Below are 15300 nucleotides of genomic sequence, written 5' to 3'. Positions count from 1 at the left end.
CCGCCGCGCTTCCACCGGCCCAAGATCTCATGACCGACCGCCCGACGCCGCAGCCCGGCATTCTCGACATCGCGCCCTATCTGCCGGGCAAGTCCGGCGCTCCGGGCAGCAAGGCCATCAAACTCTCGGCCAACGAGTCGCCGCTGGGCGCCAGCCCCAAGGCGTTGGCCGCCTTCCGGGAGGCTGCAGAACAGCTCGCCATCTATCCCGAAGGCTCGTCCCGCCTCTTGCGCGAGGCGCTGGGCGAAGTGCACGGCATCGATCCGGCCCGGATCGTCTGCGGCAATGGCTCGGACGACCTCCTGCACCTGATTGCCCAGATCTATCTGGGCGAGGGCGACGAGGCGGTGATGAACCGCTACGGCTTCTCGGTCTATCCGATCATCACCAAGGCAACCGGCGCCGACATCGTCATGGTGGACGAGCGCGACTACAAGGCCGACGTCGATGCGCTGCTTGCGGCGGTCACGCCACGCACCAAGGTGGTGTGGCTCGCCAACCCCAACAACCCGACGGGCACCTATCTCAGCGCCGCCGAAGTAGCGCGGCTGCATGCGGGGCTCAGGCCGGACATTCTGCTGGTCATCGACAGCGCCTATGCCGAATATGTCACGGCAGCGGACTACTCGGTGGGGCTCAATCTCGTCGACGCCAACGACAACGTCGTCATGGTGCGTACCTTCTCCAAGATGGGCCTCGCTGCGGCGCGCATCGGCTGGATGGTCGGACCCGATCACGTGGTCGATGCCATCCACCGCATTCGCGGCCCGTTCAACGTCAACCTGCCGGCTCAGTTTGCGGGAGCGGCTGCAGCGCGCGACGTCGAATTCACCCAGCGACTCAAGGAACACAACGCCCTCTGGCGGGACTGGCTGACGGCGCAACTCGACGGCAACCGCATGCGGGTTATTCCGAGTCAGGCCAATTTCGTCATGGTGCTCTTCGAAACGCCCGAGCAGGCGGCCGCCGCCTTTGCGGCGCTGATGGAAGCCGGCTGGGTGGTGCGCGAGATCGGACCCTCCTACGGCATTCACAATGGCCTTCGAATCTCGATCGGCAGCGAGGCGGCGATGCGCGGCGTGGCCGAAGTGCTCAATTCCCTGGATTTCGCCTCATGAGCGTTCACTTCCGCAAGCTCGCCCTGATCGGCATCGGCCTCATCGGCTCCTCGATTGCACTCGCCGCGCGGCGGCAGGGTCTGGTCGACACGATCAGCATCGCCACCCGGCGGCCGGAGACGCTGGAGGAGGCGCGCGAACTCGGGCTCGGCGACAGCTATACGCTGGATGCGGCGGAGGCGGTGCAAGGTGCCGACCTCGTTATCCTCTGCGCCCCGGTCGGGGCCTATGAGGGAATTGCCCGCGCCATTGCACCGGCGCTGCCCTCCGGCGCGATCCTATCCGATGTCGGGTCGGTCAAGGCGCATGTGGTCAAGGTTGTCGGGCCGCATGTACCGGCGGGCGTCAGCTTCGTGCCGGGGCATCCGATCGCGGGTACCGAGCACTCCGGCCCATCCGCCGGCTTCCCGGAACTCTTCGCCAACCGCTGGTGCGTGCTGACCCCGGTCGAGGGTACCGATCCCGTCCAGACAGAAAAGCTCGCCGCCTTCTGGCGCGCCATGGGCTCCAAGGTCGAAACCATGGATGCGGCGCACCACGACATGGTGCTGGCCATCACCAGCCACATCCCGCACCTGATTGCCTACAACATCGTGGGCACGGTGGCCGATCTCGAAACCGCCACCAAATCCGAGGTGATCAAGTTCTCGGCCTCGGGCTTTCGCGACTTCACCCGCATCGCCGCCTCCGATCCGGTGATGTGGCGCGACATCTTCCTCACCAATCGCGACGCGGTGCTGGAAATGCTCGGCCGATTCTCGGAAGACCTGTCGGCGTTGCAGCGGCATGTGCGCACCGGCGACGGGGCGGCGCTTGAAGCCATGTTCACCCGCACCCGTGCCATCCGCCGCTCGATCATCGACGCTGGCCAGGAGACCGCGGCGCCCGATTTCGGCCGCCCGCACGACACGCCACCGGAGCCGGAACCGGTGCCGCTTGTGCGCGAACACGGCGGCGGCGACGACGCCTAGAACAGCGGCGGAATGGCGGTGATCGGCACCAGGCCGGAGGAAACCACGCCGCCGGCGAAGTTGATCTGGTTGGTGTGCCGCCCGTCGGCGCCGGGGACGCCGAGCACCAGCGTGCGCCAGGGCTCCTCGATCATCGGACCGATCCGCTCGGCCACCCCGCTCGAGACGATGTCGATGCGACCATTGACCAGGCCCGCCTGGTCGAGGGCAAGATCGCCGCTGGCGGTGAGTTCGGAGTTCACGTCGTTGGCTGTGACGGAGACGAGGCGCAACTGCGCGCCATTGTCGGCCATGGTCTGCAGCAGCAGCGGATCGCTCCAGTTGCGGACGTCGTCCGGCAGGCGGGTGAGTTCGAGCTGCAGTTCGGCTGCGCCCTCGCTCACGGCGATGCTCGGCGCATCCAGCCCGCTGGCGCGGCCATAGGCGGCGAGCGAGGCCAGCCCCTGGTCCGGATCGTGCGCCTCGGGCATGTCCATCAGGTGCAGTTCCAGCGCTTCGGCGCGCGCCAGTTCCGTCCGCGTCATCAGGGTGTCCGCCCAGGCGAGATTGGCGCCGATCAGCGAAGCGCGGGCGATGCGCCAGTCGGCGAGGCGGATGCTGGCGTCGAGGCTGTCCCAGCCGATTTCGTTGCGGGCGCCAGTGAAGCTGTCGGCGAGCGTCGCCGGTCCGGTTGCCTTGGCAATCAGGTGGGTCGGAGCGTAGACGCGGGCGGTGGCTTCGAGGAGCGGCAGGGCCACGGTCAGATCGCCACTGGTGATCTCCGCTTCGCTGCAGCCGACGTCGAAGCGAAACGGAAAGCCGCCGACATCGATGCGGCCGCAGGCGACGCGCGGCGCGGTCACCCCGTCATTGGCTGCCATGACTTCGACATTCTGCCGGATCATGCCAGCGATCACGAACCAGGCAATGGCCCAGCCGGCGACGACGAGGGCGATGATGCTGCCGAGGATGATGATTCGCGTCTTCATGCAGCCGTTTCTATCCTTGCGGTGCCATGGCGGGAAGCCGCCGCCGTTCATCGACGGTAAATCCGGGTCGCGGCACGTTGCGGGTGGCGTTTATGTGCGGTGGGCGGAGCCGGCAGGCTCCCCTAACTTGATGGTCTCGATAGGGCGACAGCGATGGCAGAGGCGACATATTGGGTGTTCGGGTACGGCTCGCTGATGTGGAATCCGGGGTTTCCCCACCACTCCCAGCAACTTGGCCTGTTGCACGGAGCGCACCGGAGCCTGTCGATCATCTCGCATCACCATCGCGGTACGGCCGACCGGCCGGGGCTGGTGTTCGGCCTGGTCCGCGGCGGCTCCTGCCGCGGCATGGCGTTCGAGGTGGCAGAGACGGACTGGCCCGAAGCGCGGGCCTATCTCAAGGCGCGCGAGCAGGTCACCATGGTCTATCGCGATGTCGAGCGGCCGGTGCGCCTGGATGACGGGCGGACGGTTTCGGCGCTCGCCTTCCTGGTCGACGAGCGGCACGAGCAGTTTGCCGGCCGACTGACGCTCGAGGCGCAAGTGGCCATGGTGCGGCAGGGAGTAGGTCTATCCGGCCGCAATGTGGACTATGTACTCAACACGGCGCGGCATCTTGAGCAATTGGGCATCCGCGACCGGCAGGTGATGGCTCTGGCAGAGCTGCTGGGGATGGAGGAAATCGCCGCTTAGGCGGCCACTGCCTCCGCTCGCGGCTCGGCGCCTTCGAGATCCCAGATGGTGGTCCAGCGTTCCGTCTCCGGCGGCGGCGCGGCCAGGCGGAAGGCGCGGTCACCCAGGTCCAGCGCCAGGCGAAAGCGGCTGCGGCTCATCGGATCGGCCACCAGATCGGCGGCCGAGCCCACCCACAGCACATGGCTGCCCTTGGCCACCAGGTAGAGGCCGGCCTCGTCCATGGCGAAACTGGAAAGGTTCTCGGTCACAAGTCCATAGACGTGACCGGAGCGCCCCTGCCAGCGGTTCTGACGCGCCGCGTTGGAAGAACGAATGGCAGTGTCGGCAACAGTCCCCATCGCAGCCGCTCCCGGAGCTTCGATACTAGAACAAATATAGAACGAGATCGCGGGTGTCGTCAAGGACGGCAATCGCGCGTGTCTATATGTATGCATCTGCGTCGGGATGGCGTCAACATATTGTGTCAGCTGGCGGGGCGCCGTTCGGCAGCCCGCGCCAAGAGTGTCGGGCTGAGCGGCCGGGAAATGCCGGCATCGATGGCACCGAGGATCAACCGGTCCGACTCGGTCTCGATGGCGGAACGGAGCCGTTCCAGAAAGACATCCGGCGGCAGGCCCGGCTCGATCGGCGGCAGGAAGCGACCGCGAGCGGTTCCGGGCCAGATCACCGGGGAGTTGCGGCCCCAGTAAAGGCCGGAGTTCAACGCCACGGGCACCACCGGCACGTTCAATTCTGAATACATCCTGACGATACCCTGACGGTATTCTGCAGGTGCCAGCGGCGCTTTGCGGGTGCCTTCGGGGAAGATGACGATGCGGCAGCCTCGGTCCAGTGCCGCGCGGGCGTTGCGCATCATGTCCGGAATGGCCTCGGCGCCCTTCTGGCGATCGACCTCGATGCAGTCGAGCGAACGGGCGGCCCAGCCGAAGAAGGGAATGCGCATCAGTTCCTTCTTGACGATGTAGGCTGGGCGCCCAGTATGCGGGAACACCGCGAACACGTCCCAGTCCGACTGGTGCTTGGACGCGATGATGCAGCCGCCGGGCGGGATGTTTTCGGCGCCGGACACGTCGGTGTCGACACCGGCGATCCAGCGCAGGAAGACTAGGTTCGACCAGCACCAATAGCGGGCAAGAGCCCAGCTCAGCGCCGTGCGCCGCTGCATGATCAGGCCGATGATGCCGACGATGATGGCGATGATGGCCGTCTGGCCAATGAACAAGACGTAGAACAGGGCCGTCCGTACGGCCTGGATAGCTGCCATCAGCGGTTTCCTCCCGTGGCGGCCGGGCCGCCATCGAGCCTCTAGCGGGCAAACGTTCGGCTGACGAGGCCGTTCCGGCTACGAGGCCTCGCTCAGATAGCGCCGCACCGTCACCCGCGAGGTGATGGCGGTAAGCGCAGCGATCACCGGCACCACGGCAGCAATGCCGACGATACCATCGGCGCCGAGCGCGAAGCGGCCGAACAGCACACCCACCTGCGCGCCGGCTTCGCTCGACAGCATGTTGCCGGCGGCGGTGCCGATCAGGGTGAAGAACAGGAGCGCCGCGACCGCGCCGAGCAGCCCGCCCTGCAGGCCGATCGACAGGAATCGGCCCTGAAAGGCGCCGGCGATGAAACGGTTGGAGGCGCCGATGAAATGCAGCACATCAACGATCTCGCGATTGGTGGCCATGGTGCCGCGGGTGGCGAAGACGATGGCCAGCACCGTCGCCGCCCCGATCAGCACCAGCACCATGAGGCCGGAGAAGACTATGGTGCCCGACATGGTGTTGAGCTGTTGGCGCCAGGCGGCATGGGTGTCGAGGCTGGCGCCGGGCACCGATTCCAGATTGCGCGCCAGTCCTTCGATGTCGGCATCCACCGGATCGGCGAGTTGCACCACGATGAGGCGCGGTACCTCGATGGCGGTGAGATCGAGACCGGCACCGAGCCAGGGCTCGAGCAGCTTCTGGCTCTCTTCCACGGTCAGGGCGCGCGCGGCAGTAACGCCCGGGGTCGACTGCGCCAGCGACACGGCGCTGCGAACGCTGGTGTCGATCTGCTGCCCGTCCACGGGACGGATCTGAATGGTGACTTCGCGGCCGACGTCGGCGGACCAGGCAATGGCGGATTTCTGCACCAGCACCACCCCGCCGAGGGTCACGGCGGAGAGAAAACTCATGATGGTGATCATGAGCAGCAGCGTGCGACCGGCGACACTTTTCTCCGGCACGATCGGTGCGGCGCCGGTGCGGCGGGGGAACAGCCTCAGGATGCGATCAAGCATGAATGGTGAGTTCGCCCTTGTCGAGGAGCATGCGCGGATACTCGAAGCGGTCGAGCAGCGGCAGCTCGTGAGTGGCCAGGATGATGGTGGTGCCGAGCGTGCGGTTCAGCTCGGCGAACAGATGCACCAGCCGGCTGGCAAGATCGGGATCGACATTGCCGGTGGGTTCGTCCGCCAGCAGCACCTTGGGCCGGGCAATGACGGCGCGGGCAATCGCTGCACGCTGCTTCTCGCCGCCCGAGAGCAGGGAGGGGAAAGCGTTCATGCGGCTGCCGAGACCGACCCAGTCGAGCAGTTCGGTGACGTTGGAGCGGTATTCGCTCTCGGGTTGACCAAGGACGCGCAGCGGCAGGGCGACGTTCTCATAGGTGGTGAGATGGTCGAGCAACCGGAATTCCTGAAAGACGATGCCGATGTGTCGGCGCATCTGCAGCAGCCGGTCCTGGCTGAGGTTGGAAACGTCCTCGCCGAACATGGTCACCGTGCCCCGGGTGGGCTTCAGCGATAGCAGCAACAGGCGCAAGAGGCTGGTCTTGCCGGCACCTGATGGGCCGGTGAGGAAATGGAACGAGCCGGGCTCGATGGAGAAGGTCAGGTCGCGCAGGATCTCGGGACCATTGCCGTAACGCAGACCCACATCGGAAAACTCGATCAACTCGGCACAGCTCCCCTGGTGAAAGGCGGATGCGAATCACTGATTCCGCATCATAGCAGCCCCTGCCGCCCGCCGCGGCGGCCCGTCCTCCCTTGCCCCATGAAAAACGGCGTCAGTGTGGTGAGGGCGGGTTTGAGGAGTCTTAACCCCATGGTCCTAGGGTCGGGGGAACTCCCCCACCAGTGCAACGGGCATCCCCAACCGGCCGATGATCATCACCTGCCCCCATTGCCGGACCCAGTATCAGGTGACCTTCGAGACCATCGGGTCCGTTGGTCGCAAGGTGCAGTGCGCGCAGTGCCGGCAGGCCTGGCAGCAGGACCCGTTGCCGCCGGAGGCTGAGCCAGATCCCGCAGACATGGCGGTGTTCGACGCGATCAGCGAAGATGCACTGGACGAGGTGATGCTTGCCGAGGAGCGGGCGGCTGCGGCTGAAATCGCGGACCGCGCCACCGCCAGCGATTTGGCGCAGCGAGCTGCGGCGGGATCGTCGCAGCCCGACAGCAAGACCGACAGCGCCACGATGCGAACGCGGCAACGTGACTTCTCGCGTCGCCGCCGCAACATGGAGGCGCGACTGCCACTGGCCCGTCTCCGCCGGGCGGTACGAATCGGCGCCGCCCTCATGCTCGCCGCCGTGGTGTCCGGGCTGGGCCTTGCCCGGGAGGCGGTGGTCGCGCGCTTCCCCGACCTTGCCGGCGTCTATGAAGCCGTCGGGCTGGAGGTCAACGTCGTCGGCCTTGAGTTCACCGAGGTCACCACGCTTCACTCGCTGCGCGACGGCAAGGACATGCTGATGGTATCGGCGCAGATCGTCGGCGTTGCCCGGGAGCCCCGGGTGGTGCCCCCGGTGGTGGTGAGCCTGCTCGACTCCGCCGGCACGCCGATTTACGAATGGAGCGTCACGCCTGCCGTCCGCGACCTGATGGCCGGCGAACGGGCGAGCTTCGAAACGCAGTTGCTTACGCCGCCCCCAGCCGCGAGCCGGGTGCGCCTCAGCTTTGCCGGCGGGAGCGGGGCTCCCCGCGCCGGTGCCAAAGGCAGCGGCGAAAGCTCCGCCGCCAACCCGCCCGCTGCCATGGCAGCGTCCGGAACCCCTGTTACTCATATGCCTGTTGAACCGGAGCATCATTGATGGCCCGCATTCTGGTTGCCGAAGACGACCCCTCCGTCCGCGCTTTTGTCGTCAGCGCCCTGTCCCTGAAGGGGCATGAGGTCGTCGCCGCCGAAGATGGCGGTCTGGCCGCCGAGATCGCCGAGGAAGAACAGGGCCGTTTCGACCTGCTCCTGTCCGACATCAAGATGCCGATCATGGACGGCATCGCGCTGGCGCTGCATGTCGCCTCGCGCTTCCCGCAATTGACCATCCTGATGATGACCGGTTTTGCCGATCAGCGTGAGCGCGCGCACGGCCTCGAAGCGCTGATCTATGACGTGATCACCAAGCCGTTCGCGCTCGCCGATCTGCTGGCCAAGGTCGATGACGCACTGGTCGGCCGGCCGGTGGAGGTGGTGTCGCTCGGGCGCCAGGCCATGGGGCAGTAGCAGTCAACTGGACGAAGCCGCGGCTCCTGCTCCTCCCTCCCCCTTGAGGGGAGGGACCGAGGGAGGGGGTCCTCCGGTGTTACCGCACTACCCCCACCCCAGCTTCGCTAAGGCCTTTCAAGCCTAAGCTGCGCTACCCTCCCCTCAAGGGGGAGGGAGGGCAAACACCACATCGCGTCTCAAAGCCACTCCGGCACGCTGTCGAGGGCCAGCAGGTCCTCGATGGGCTTGCGCGGGCGGATCACGTGCCAGCGCTCGCCATCGACCAGCACTTCCGGGATCAAAGCGCGCGAGTTGTAGGTCGAGGCCATCACCGCGCCATAGGCGCCGGCGCTCATCACCGCGAGCAGGTCGCCCTCGGCCACGCCCTGGATGGTGCGGCCCTTCGCCAGATAGTCGCCGGTCTCGCAGACCGGGCCGACGATGTCGGCGGTGATCGGCTGGCGGTTGGACTGCCGCACCGGCTCGATGTCGTGATGGGCCTCGTAAAGGGTGGGGCGGATCAGGTCGTTCATCGCCGCATCGACGATGACGAAATTGGTCGCGCCCTCCTTCACGTATTCGACGCGGGTGACGAGAATGCCGGCATTGCCCACGAGGAGCCGGCCTGGCTCGATGACGAGTGAACATCCGAGCTGGCCGACCTTGTCGCGCACCACCGCGGCATAGGCGTCGGGGTGCGGCGGGGCTTCTTGGTCGTGATGGTAGGGGATGCCGAGACCTCCCCCGATATCGACATGCTCGATGTGGTGGCCGTCGGCCCTGAGCGCGGTCACCAGTTCCGCCATCAGCCCGAAGGCGTTGCCGAAGGGCTCAAGGTCGGTGATCTGCGAGCCGATATGCATGTCGACGCCCACCGCCTCGACGTTCGGTAGTTCGGCGATGCGGCGATAGACCTCGCGGGCGCGGGCATAGGGAATGCCGAACTTGTTCTCGGCCTTGCCGGTCGAGATCTTGGCATGGGTACGGGCATCGACGTCGGGATTGACGCGCACCGACACGCGCGCGGTCTTGCCGAGGTCAGCCGCCACCATCGACAGCCGCTCGAGTTCGGGTTCGCTCTCGACATTGAAGCACTTGATACCGACCACGAGCGCCCGGCGCATTTCCGTGACCGTCTTGGCGATGCCGGAGAAGACGATCATTTCCGGCGGAATGCCAGCGGCCAGGGCGCGTTCGAGTTCGCCGCCCGACACCACATCGGCGCCGCAGCCTTCCTGCGCCATCAGCTTCAGCACGGCCTGGTTGGAATTGGCCTTCATGGCATAGGCGAGCAGGGTCGGAATGCCCTCGAACGCCGCCTTCACCACCTGGACGTGGCGACGCAGCGTGGCGGCGGAATAGACATAGAAGGGCGTCCCCACGGTGTCGGCGAGTTGGGTGAGATCGACGTCCTCGGCAAAGAGGACGCCATCGCGCTGCTGGAAGTGGTGGACCATTGAGTTCTGCCCTGTCTTGCCAGCCCACCAAGCCCCATAGACCTCATGGTGAGCCTGTCGAACCACGAGGTTGCGGCCCGGTGCTGACGACCTCGTCCTTCGACAAGCTCAGGATGAGGTCTACAAGGCGCCGGTGGGTCAACCAAGAGTTGAAAAGTCCAGTTCCTCTACGTCACCCGCCGAAGAAACGGAAGCGTCCTAGCTGCCTTGCTCGTAAGCGGCCTCGATCCGCTCGGCCACCAGGTGCTGCAACTGCCATAGATGCGGATCGTGGATGCCCATCTCCTCGAGGTGCTGGACGGTGGCATAGAGGTATTCGGCCATCGAGCCGCGGCTGCCCACGGCGGTCGCGAGCACGTCGGCGATCGCCTCGTTGCTGAGCCCCGACACGTAGCGGCCGGAATTGCGGTCGATGCAGAAGGTCAGGGCGCGCACCGTGCGATCGCCGGTGCGGGCATTCACCCAGCGCGGCGGGAAGGCCGAGGGCAGCCAGCCCATCTCGCGCTCGAGCAGCTTGACCATGGATTCTTCGATGCGGTCGGGCGGCAGGCGCTGGAGCACACCCTTGCAGGCGCCGCCGCGATCGAGCGCCAGCATCAGCCCGGGTTTTTCGTCGGAGCCGCGATAGCGATTGTTCCAGCCAAGGCAGAACCGGCGGTGCCAACCGCGCACCAGGGCGGTGCGCATCTCGACCACCTCGCAGGCCGGCCTCCAGATCAGCGAGCCATAGGCAAAGACCCAGACCTCGTCCTGAAGCGGCTCGGGACCGAGCAGGCGCTCGATGGTGCGCGCATGATCCTCCGGCGTGGCAGCATGGTAGCCCTCCGGCGGCGCCGGCAGCTCTTCGCTGACCACCGGTGGCTGCAGATAGCCGACATGGCGCTCGGTTAGGCGCATCTGCCGGGGGCGCTTGGGCACGCGTGTCTCCGTTCCTTCAGCGGAACGGTCGCCTATTCGCCGCTGCTATTCAACCCCGCCATCGCCATGGCCGCCATGCCGCTTCGGCGACAGTGGACGCGGTGCGTGCGGCTTGCCGGTGAGTTCGGTCTTCCAGCGTGCCGCCTGCTCCAGCACATTGGCGGGGGCGGTGCCGCCATAGCTCTTGCGGGCAGCCACCGAAGCGTCGACGGTCAGCACCTTGTGGATGCGGCTGTCGATGCGCTGGTCGACGAACTTGAAGTCCTCGATGGTCAGCCCCTCGAGCCCACAGCCCTTCTGCTCGGCTAGGGCAACGATCTGCCCGGTGATGTGATGCGCGTCGCGGAACGGAATCCCCGCCTCGCGCACCAGCCAGTCGGCGACGTCGGTGGCGGTCGAGAAGCCGGCGGCGGCGGAGGCGCGCATGCGCTCACGGTTGGGCTGCATGTCCCCAACCATGCCGGTCATCGCGGCGAGGGAGAGCGAGAGGGCGTCGAGAGCGTCGAAGGCGACCTCCTTGTCCTCCTGCATGTCCTTGGAATAGGCGAGTGGCAGCCCCTTCATCACCACGGTCAAGCTGGTCAGCGCCCCGACAATGCGCCCCACCTTGGCGCGCACCAGTTCCGCCGCATCCGGATTGCGCTTCTGCGGCATGATCGAGGAGCCGGTGGTGAACTTGTCGCTGAGCCGCACGAAGCCGAACTGCGCCGAGCTCCAGATCACCATCTCCTCGGCGAAGCGGGACAGGTGCATGCCGCAGATGGCGGCGGCGCTCAGCGTCTCGAGCACGAAGTCGCGGTCCGACACCGCATCGAGCGAATTGGCGGTCGGCCGGTCGAAGCCGAGCGCCTCGGCGGTCATCTGGCGGTCGATCGGGTAGGGAGTGCCCGCAAGTGCGGCGGACCCCAGCGGCGACTCGTTGAGGCGCTTGCGCGCATCCAGCAGCCGGCCCGCATCGCGCCCCAGCATTTCGACATAGGCGAGCAGATGGTGGCCGAAGGTCACCGGCTGGGCGTTCTGCAGGTGCGTGAAGCCGGGCAGGATGGTGTCGGCCTCTTCCTCGGCGCGGGTGACGAGGGCGAGTTGCAGGCTGCGAACCTGCGCCACCAGCGTGTCGATGCTGTCGCGCACATAGAGGCGGAAATCGGTCGCCACCTGGTCGTTGCGGGAGCGGGCGGTGTGGAGCCGCCCGGCGGCATCGCCGATCAGCTCGCGCAGCCGCGATTCGACGTTCATGTGGATGTCTTCGAGCGCGCGCGAGAAGGTGAACGTGCCCGCTTCGATCTCTCCAAGCACCGTGTCGAGGCCGGACAGGATGGCGTCGCGATCGGCCTGCGTCAGTATGCCCGTCGCCGCGAGCATTGTGGCATGGGCCTTCGATCCGGCAATATCCTGGCGATACAGGCGCTGGTCGAAGCCGATGGAGGCATTAATCTCCTCCATGATGGCATCGGGCCCAGAGGCGAACCGGCCGCCCCACATCTTGTTGCTCATTCTGGTCTCCGGAGGCACCATGCAGATGGACCCGCATTCGAACCCGCACCCTGCCCGGCACTGGCTCCTGCCGGCCGCAATCGGGCTGGCCGTGGTCGCCGGGTCTATAGCGGCATGGCTGGTGCTGGGCAATGGCGGCGCCGCCAGCGAATGCCCGGCGCAGACCGCTGCCGGCGAAGCGATGGACATCGCCGCCGTGGGTGAACTCGCCGCGGTGACCGGCACGGGACACGGACGCGGCTATGCCGATCTCGCCTTCACCGATGCCGAGGGGCAGGCGCTGACCATCGCCGATTTCGAGGGCAAGGCGCTCCTGGTCAACTTCTGGGCCAGCTGGTGCGTGCCCTGCCGCGAAGAGATGCCGGCGCTCGATGCCATCGCCGCCAAGTACAATTCCGACAGCTTCATGGTGCTGCCGATCAACCTCGACATCGGCGAGAGCGGGCTCGGGAAGGCCAAGGACTTCCTCGACGAAGGGCAGTTCCAGCACCTGCCGCTTTATGCCGACACCAGCTTTGCCGCCTTCGACCGGCTGAAGCGGGAAGCCGTGGCCATCGGCCTGCCGGCGACACTGCTGCTGGATCGCGAGGGCTGCGAGCTGGCCGTGCTGCAGGGGCCGGCCGAATGGCACACCCCGGACGGCGAAGCCGTGGTCGAAGCGCTGATCGGGCTGTCCGGCTAAATCAGCCGGTCGACCTCGGCGCCGTTGACGACGGTGGTGGCGCCTGGGTCCGGATCGGGGTTGCGGGCCTGCTCTTCCGCCTGCGCCTGGCGCAGCGACGTGGTCAGGCGGGCCACTTCGGAAAGCTGAGCGTCTTTCGGCACGCCCGCCTCGTGCACCATGCGGTTGATCATCACGGCCGGAGCTATGCCGATGCCGTTGCCCATCGCTTCACGCCTGCTTGTCGACCTTGAGACCCTGGCCGGGCGGCGGCGCGGCGAGGGCGGTCTGCATCAGCGTGTCCATGAGGTTCTGCTGCATCTCTTGGGTCTTCTTCAGCACGGCGATTTGCGTGGCGTGCTGCGTCGCCGCGGAGTTCATCGTCACCATCTGCATGGCCAGATCGGTGTTCACCACTGCCGTCCTTTGCACCCGTCGAGAGCCGCAGGCTAGGCTGCGGAAGTAAAGGAAAGGTGCACCGGCGGGAGCAGATGCCGGTCTTCATGGGCTGTTAACCGCGTCACAAGCGAGCGCGTCGATCGGATGCCTCAGGTGGCGGGTCAGGACGTTTGTCGGGCAACAACTCCGGGTGCCGCCTTGCTTGTTCCCCAGGTTATCCTGTCGCTGTTCCAGACGCTCGGCTATCTGGCGCTGATCGCGGTCGCCTTCGGTGCCGTGGAGCGCACCGAATGGCCGCCGCTGGTCCGCAGCCTGGTACAGGGCTGCATCTTCGGCGGCGGCGCGGTCCTCGCGATGTTCGAACCCGCGCAACTGGCTGAGGGGGTGCAGATCGACGGCCGTGCTCTGATCGTGGGGTTCGGTGCCGCCTTCGCCGGATGGCCGGCCGCCCTGCTGGCCGCGGTCATGGCGGGCAGCGTGCGGATCCTGATCGGCGGGGCAGGGGTGGGTCCGGGCCTTGCCGGCATCGTGATTGCTGCCGTGCTGGGGCTGGTGTGGCGGTACTGGCTGAAGCCTCGGGGTCCCCTGGGTGTCGGCAGTCTGCTCGGGCTTGGCGTGCTGATCTCGCTGCACCTGCTTGCCTCGGCCGTGCTGGGCTACTCGCTCCTGGTGACCATGCTGATCCACATCGCCCCTTACATCGTTTCCGCGTCGGTGGTGGACGCGCTGTTTCTCGGCCTCTTCATCGAGCGCGAACTTCGCCAGATTGCTCGTGAACAACACTGGCGCCGCAACGCCTTGACCGATCCGTTGACCGGCCTGCCCAATCGACGCGCCTTCGAACAGGGCATGGACGGCCTCAGGGTAGAGGAACGTCCGGCAAGCCTGCTCATCGTCGACGTCGATCACTTCAAGCTGGTCAACGACACCCATGGTCATGCGGCCGGCGACTATGTGCTGCAACGGCTGGCGGCGACGCTGCGGGCCAATCTCCGGCGCAAGGATCTGCTGGCGCGCCTTGGCGGGGAGGAACTGTCGATCCTCTTGCCGGATACAGGTGTGCCGGAAGCAACGGCGGTGGCCGAGCGGCTGCGCGCGGCAGTGGAGGGCATGGAGATCGAGTGGCAGGGCCGGCCGCTACAGATCACCATCAGCATCGGCGTTGCCGTCGCGAAGGGCACTATGCCGGCCACAACCCTGTTCACCCAGGCCGATGCCGCGCTTTATGCGGCCAAGCGTGGCGGGCGGAACCGGGTGGTATTTGCAGGCGAGGTGCTGTTCGAGCCGCCAGCCCCCATCCGGCCAAGCCGGGAAATGCCCGAACGTCGCCGGGCGCGGCGTCGCGTCGCCTGACCGGCACGCCTGTCTCAGCTCTTCTTGAGGTCGCTGTTGGCGCCCGGCACCCAGAGCACGTCCCGCTCGCCATTGCTGTTGGCCACCCGGCCAAGCACGAACAGCAGGTCGGACAGGCGATTGAGATAGCGCACCGCTTCGGCGCTGGTATCCGGTTCGGCGGCGGATAGCTCGGTGGCGCGACGCTCGGCCCGGCGCACCACGGTGCGGGCGAGATGGAGCGCGGCGGACAGCGGCGAGCCACCCGGCAGCACGAAGCTGGTCAGGGGCGTCAGATTGCCGTTGTAGTGGTCGATCTGCTTTTCGATGAACGCAGTCTGAACCGGGCGGACGCGGAGCGTGGGGTGCTGGGCATCCTCGTCGTCGCCCGGCGTGGCGAGGTCCGACCCTACGTCGAACAGGTCGTTCTGGACGCGCGCCAGCAGCATGTCGACCTTGGGCATGGCGCCGGTATGCAGGCGCGCCAGCCCGATGGCGGCGTTGGCTTCATCGACGGTGCCGTACGCTTCGATGCGGATGTCGTGCTTGGGCCGGCGCGGCCCGCGCACCAACCCGGTAGTGCCGTCATCCCCGGTGCGGGTGTATATCTTGTTGATCTTGATCATGGCCCTAGCGGCCCTGCCCGAACAGGAACAGCGCGCCGAGCAGCAGGGCGATGGCGATGGCCTGGCCGATCACGCGCAGGCGCATCAGTTTCTGGCTGGTGTTGCCGGGGCCGCCCTTGAGCATGTTCCACAGCCCCATGCCGAGAACGACCACCACGAAAAGCAGGGCAAGGGCGATAGCGATATTGAGCAGCGTTTCCATGGGG

19 protein-coding genes are annotated in these 15300 nt (G+C 66.7%); 7 read left to right on the top strand and 12 right to left on the bottom strand.

All coding sequences use genetic code 11. The features are described 5' to 3' along the window. Positions 1 to 29 precede the first annotated feature (29 nt). The gene (locus tag ACFSX5_RS07265; protein ID WP_386832607.1) at positions 30 to 1118 is read left to right on the top strand and encodes a pyridoxal phosphate-dependent aminotransferase; all 1089 of its coding nucleotides are present in this window, start codon (positions 30 to 32) and stop codon (positions 1116 to 1118) included. Further along, on the top strand, positions 1115 to 2089 hold the full coding sequence (locus ACFSX5_RS07260) for a prephenate/arogenate dehydrogenase family protein (RefSeq protein WP_386832606.1): 975 nt from the start codon (positions 1115 to 1117) through the stop codon (positions 2087 to 2089). Before ACFSX5_RS07265 ends, ACFSX5_RS07260 begins: the two co-directional genes overlap by 4 nt. Here ACFSX5_RS07260 and ACFSX5_RS07255 read toward each other — a convergent pair. After that, positions 2086 to 3057 carry a DUF2125 domain-containing protein gene (locus ACFSX5_RS07255; RefSeq protein ID WP_386832605.1) on the bottom strand — a complete coding sequence of 324 codons (972 nt, stop codon included), beginning with the start codon at positions 3055 to 3057 and terminating at the stop codon, positions 2086 to 2088. The two genes, ACFSX5_RS07260 and ACFSX5_RS07255, sit on opposite strands and share 4 nt — an antisense overlap. A 153-nt stretch (positions 3058 to 3210) precedes the next feature. Between ACFSX5_RS07255 and ACFSX5_RS07250 the strand changes: the two genes are divergently transcribed. After that, entirely contained in the window at positions 3211 to 3750 is a 540-nt protein-coding gene (locus ACFSX5_RS07250) for a gamma-glutamylcyclotransferase (RefSeq protein WP_386832604.1), read from the top strand. On the opposite strand, the gene ACFSX5_RS07245 is transcribed toward ACFSX5_RS07250, so the two are convergent. From ACFSX5_RS07245 to ftsE, 4 genes are all read right to left on the bottom strand, one after another. Continuing rightward, positions 3747 to 4091 carry a hypothetical protein gene (locus ACFSX5_RS07245; protein ID WP_386832603.1) on the bottom strand — a complete coding sequence of 115 codons (345 nt, stop codon included), beginning with the start codon at positions 4089 to 4091 and terminating at the stop codon, positions 3747 to 3749. The genes ACFSX5_RS07250 and ACFSX5_RS07245 overlap by 4 nt on opposite strands. Positions 4092 to 4216: 125 nt before the next feature. Next, positions 4217 to 5017 (bottom strand): lysophospholipid acyltransferase family protein, encoded by an 801-nt coding sequence (locus ACFSX5_RS07240; RefSeq protein WP_386832602.1) that lies wholly within the window; start codon positions 5015 to 5017, stop codon positions 4217 to 4219. 78 nt (positions 5018 to 5095) lie between these two features. Continuing rightward, positions 5096 to 6025, bottom strand: a complete 930-nt coding sequence (locus tag ACFSX5_RS07235) for a cell division protein FtsX (protein WP_386832601.1) — start codon at positions 6023 to 6025, stop codon at positions 5096 to 5098. Then, positions 6018 to 6680 carry a cell division ATP-binding protein FtsE gene (ftsE, locus tag ACFSX5_RS07230; protein ID WP_386832600.1) on the bottom strand — a complete coding sequence of 221 codons (663 nt, stop codon included), beginning with the start codon at positions 6678 to 6680 and terminating at the stop codon, positions 6018 to 6020. The genes ACFSX5_RS07235 and ftsE overlap by 8 nt, the downstream gene beginning before the upstream one ends. Before the next feature lie 208 nt (positions 6681 to 6888). Between ftsE and ACFSX5_RS07225 the strand changes: the two genes are divergently transcribed. Together ACFSX5_RS07225 and ACFSX5_RS07220 are read left to right on the top strand one after the other, a co-directional pair. After that, positions 6889 to 7815, top strand: a complete 927-nt coding sequence (locus ACFSX5_RS07225) for an MJ0042-type zinc finger domain-containing protein (RefSeq protein ID WP_386832599.1) — start codon at positions 6889 to 6891, stop codon at positions 7813 to 7815. Then, complete coding sequence (locus ACFSX5_RS07220; protein WP_386832598.1) at positions 7815 to 8225, top strand: response regulator; 411 nt, start codon at positions 7815 to 7817, stop codon at positions 8223 to 8225. The genes ACFSX5_RS07225 and ACFSX5_RS07220 overlap by 1 nt, the downstream gene beginning before the upstream one ends. A gap of 179 nt (positions 8226 to 8404) precedes the next feature. Here the strand turns inward: ACFSX5_RS07220 and lysA are convergent, their stop codons facing one another. The 3 genes from lysA to argH all read right to left on the bottom strand — a co-directional run bounded on the left by lysA (position 8405) and on the right by argH (position 12076). Next, positions 8405 to 9664 carry a diaminopimelate decarboxylase gene (gene lysA / locus ACFSX5_RS07215; protein ID WP_386832597.1) on the bottom strand — a complete coding sequence of 420 codons (1260 nt, stop codon included), beginning with the start codon at positions 9662 to 9664 and terminating at the stop codon, positions 8405 to 8407. Positions 9665 to 9862: 198 nt separating this feature from the next. Next, the gene (locus ACFSX5_RS07210; RefSeq protein ID WP_386832596.1) at positions 9863 to 10582 is read right to left on the bottom strand and encodes a gamma-glutamylcyclotransferase; all 720 of its coding nucleotides are present in this window, start codon (positions 10580 to 10582) and stop codon (positions 9863 to 9865) included. Between the two features lie 45 nt (positions 10583 to 10627). After that, a complete protein-coding gene (gene argH, locus ACFSX5_RS07205; RefSeq protein ID WP_386832595.1) occupies positions 10628 to 12076 on the bottom strand; it encodes an argininosuccinate lyase in 1449 nt (482 codons plus the stop codon). A gap of 19 nt (positions 12077 to 12095) precedes the next feature. Between argH and ACFSX5_RS07200 the strand changes: the two genes are divergently transcribed. Continuing rightward, positions 12096 to 12758, top strand: coding sequence for a TlpA disulfide reductase family protein (locus ACFSX5_RS07200; RefSeq protein WP_386832594.1), 663 nt, complete (start codon positions 12096 to 12098; stop codon positions 12756 to 12758). On the opposite strand, the gene ACFSX5_RS07195 is transcribed toward ACFSX5_RS07200, so the two are convergent. Next, complete coding sequence (locus ACFSX5_RS07195) at positions 12755 to 12964, bottom strand: hypothetical protein (protein ID WP_386832593.1); 210 nt, start codon at positions 12962 to 12964, stop codon at positions 12755 to 12757. The two genes, ACFSX5_RS07200 and ACFSX5_RS07195, sit on opposite strands and share 4 nt — an antisense overlap. Before the next feature lie 4 nt (positions 12965 to 12968). Continuing rightward, positions 12969 to 13151 (bottom strand): hypothetical protein, encoded by a 183-nt coding sequence (locus ACFSX5_RS07190; RefSeq protein ID WP_386832592.1) that lies wholly within the window; start codon positions 13149 to 13151, stop codon positions 12969 to 12971. A gap of 183 nt (positions 13152 to 13334) precedes the next feature. Between ACFSX5_RS07190 and ACFSX5_RS07185 the strand changes: the two genes are divergently transcribed. After that, positions 13335 to 14489 carry a diguanylate cyclase gene (locus ACFSX5_RS07185; RefSeq protein ID WP_386832591.1) on the top strand — a complete coding sequence of 385 codons (1155 nt, stop codon included), beginning with the start codon at positions 13335 to 13337 and terminating at the stop codon, positions 14487 to 14489. Positions 14490 to 14503: 14 nt separating this feature from the next. On the opposite strand, the gene ACFSX5_RS07180 is transcribed toward ACFSX5_RS07185, so the two are convergent. Further along, positions 14504 to 15094 (bottom strand): cob(I)yrinic acid a,c-diamide adenosyltransferase, encoded by a 591-nt coding sequence (locus tag ACFSX5_RS07180; protein ID WP_386832590.1) that lies wholly within the window; start codon positions 15092 to 15094, stop codon positions 14504 to 14506. Positions 15095 to 15098: 4 nt separating this feature from the next. Then, on the bottom strand, positions 15099 to 15296 hold the full coding sequence (locus tag ACFSX5_RS07175) for a twin transmembrane helix small protein (protein ID WP_386832589.1): 198 nt from the start codon (positions 15294 to 15296) through the stop codon (positions 15099 to 15101). Between the last annotated feature and the right edge of the window lie 4 nt (positions 15297 to 15300).

The organism is Devosia albogilva (assembly GCF_042685625.1).
GTDB lineage: Bacteria > Pseudomonadota > Alphaproteobacteria > Rhizobiales > Devosiaceae > Devosia > Devosia albogilva.
The sequence above is the reverse complement of the archived record's forward strand: the minus strand, read 5'-3'. Positions and strand labels throughout refer to the sequence as shown.

Excerpts from the sequence above, each read along its gene's own strand:
- ACFSX5_RS07180 (WP_386832590.1), bottom strand. The coding sequence starts at position 15,094 with ATGATCAAGATCAACAAGATATACACCCGCACCGGGGATGACGGCACT.
- ACFSX5_RS07175 (WP_386832589.1), bottom strand. The coding sequence starts at position 15,296 with ATGGAAACGCTGCTCAATATCGCTATCGCCCTTGCCCTGCTTTTCGTG.
- ACFSX5_RS07255 (WP_386832605.1), bottom strand. The coding sequence starts at position 3,057 with ATGAAGACGCGAATCATCATCCTCGGCAGCATCATCGCCCTCGTCGTC.
- ACFSX5_RS07220 (WP_386832598.1), top strand. The coding sequence starts at position 7,815 with ATGGCCCGCATTCTGGTTGCCGAAGACGACCCCTCCGTCCGCGCTTTT.
- ACFSX5_RS07235 (WP_386832601.1), bottom strand. The coding sequence starts at position 6,025 with ATGCTTGATCGCATCCTGAGGCTGTTCCCCCGCCGCACCGGCGCCGCA.
- ACFSX5_RS07240 (WP_386832602.1), bottom strand. The coding sequence starts at position 5,017 with ATGGCAGCTATCCAGGCCGTACGGACGGCCCTGTTCTACGTCTTGTTC.
- ACFSX5_RS07265 (WP_386832607.1), top strand. The coding sequence starts at position 30 with ATGACCGACCGCCCGACGCCGCAGCCCGGCATTCTCGACATCGCGCCC.
- ACFSX5_RS07245 (WP_386832603.1), bottom strand. The coding sequence starts at position 4,091 with ATGGGGACTGTTGCCGACACTGCCATTCGTTCTTCCAACGCGGCGCGT.
- ACFSX5_RS07200 (WP_386832594.1), top strand. The coding sequence starts at position 12,096 with ATGCAGATGGACCCGCATTCGAACCCGCACCCTGCCCGGCACTGGCTC.
- argH (WP_386832595.1), bottom strand. The coding sequence starts at position 12,076 with ATGAGCAACAAGATGTGGGGCGGCCGGTTCGCCTCTGGGCCCGATGCC.
- ACFSX5_RS07250 (WP_386832604.1), top strand. The coding sequence starts at position 3,211 with ATGGCAGAGGCGACATATTGGGTGTTCGGGTACGGCTCGCTGATGTGG.
- ACFSX5_RS07260 (WP_386832606.1), top strand. The coding sequence starts at position 1,115 with ATGAGCGTTCACTTCCGCAAGCTCGCCCTGATCGGCATCGGCCTCATC.
- lysA (WP_386832597.1), bottom strand. The coding sequence starts at position 9,664 with ATGGTCCACCACTTCCAGCAGCGCGATGGCGTCCTCTTTGCCGAGGAC.
- ACFSX5_RS07195 (WP_386832593.1), bottom strand. The coding sequence starts at position 12,964 with ATGGGCAACGGCATCGGCATAGCTCCGGCCGTGATGATCAACCGCATG.
- ACFSX5_RS07225 (WP_386832599.1), top strand. The coding sequence starts at position 6,889 with ATGATCATCACCTGCCCCCATTGCCGGACCCAGTATCAGGTGACCTTC.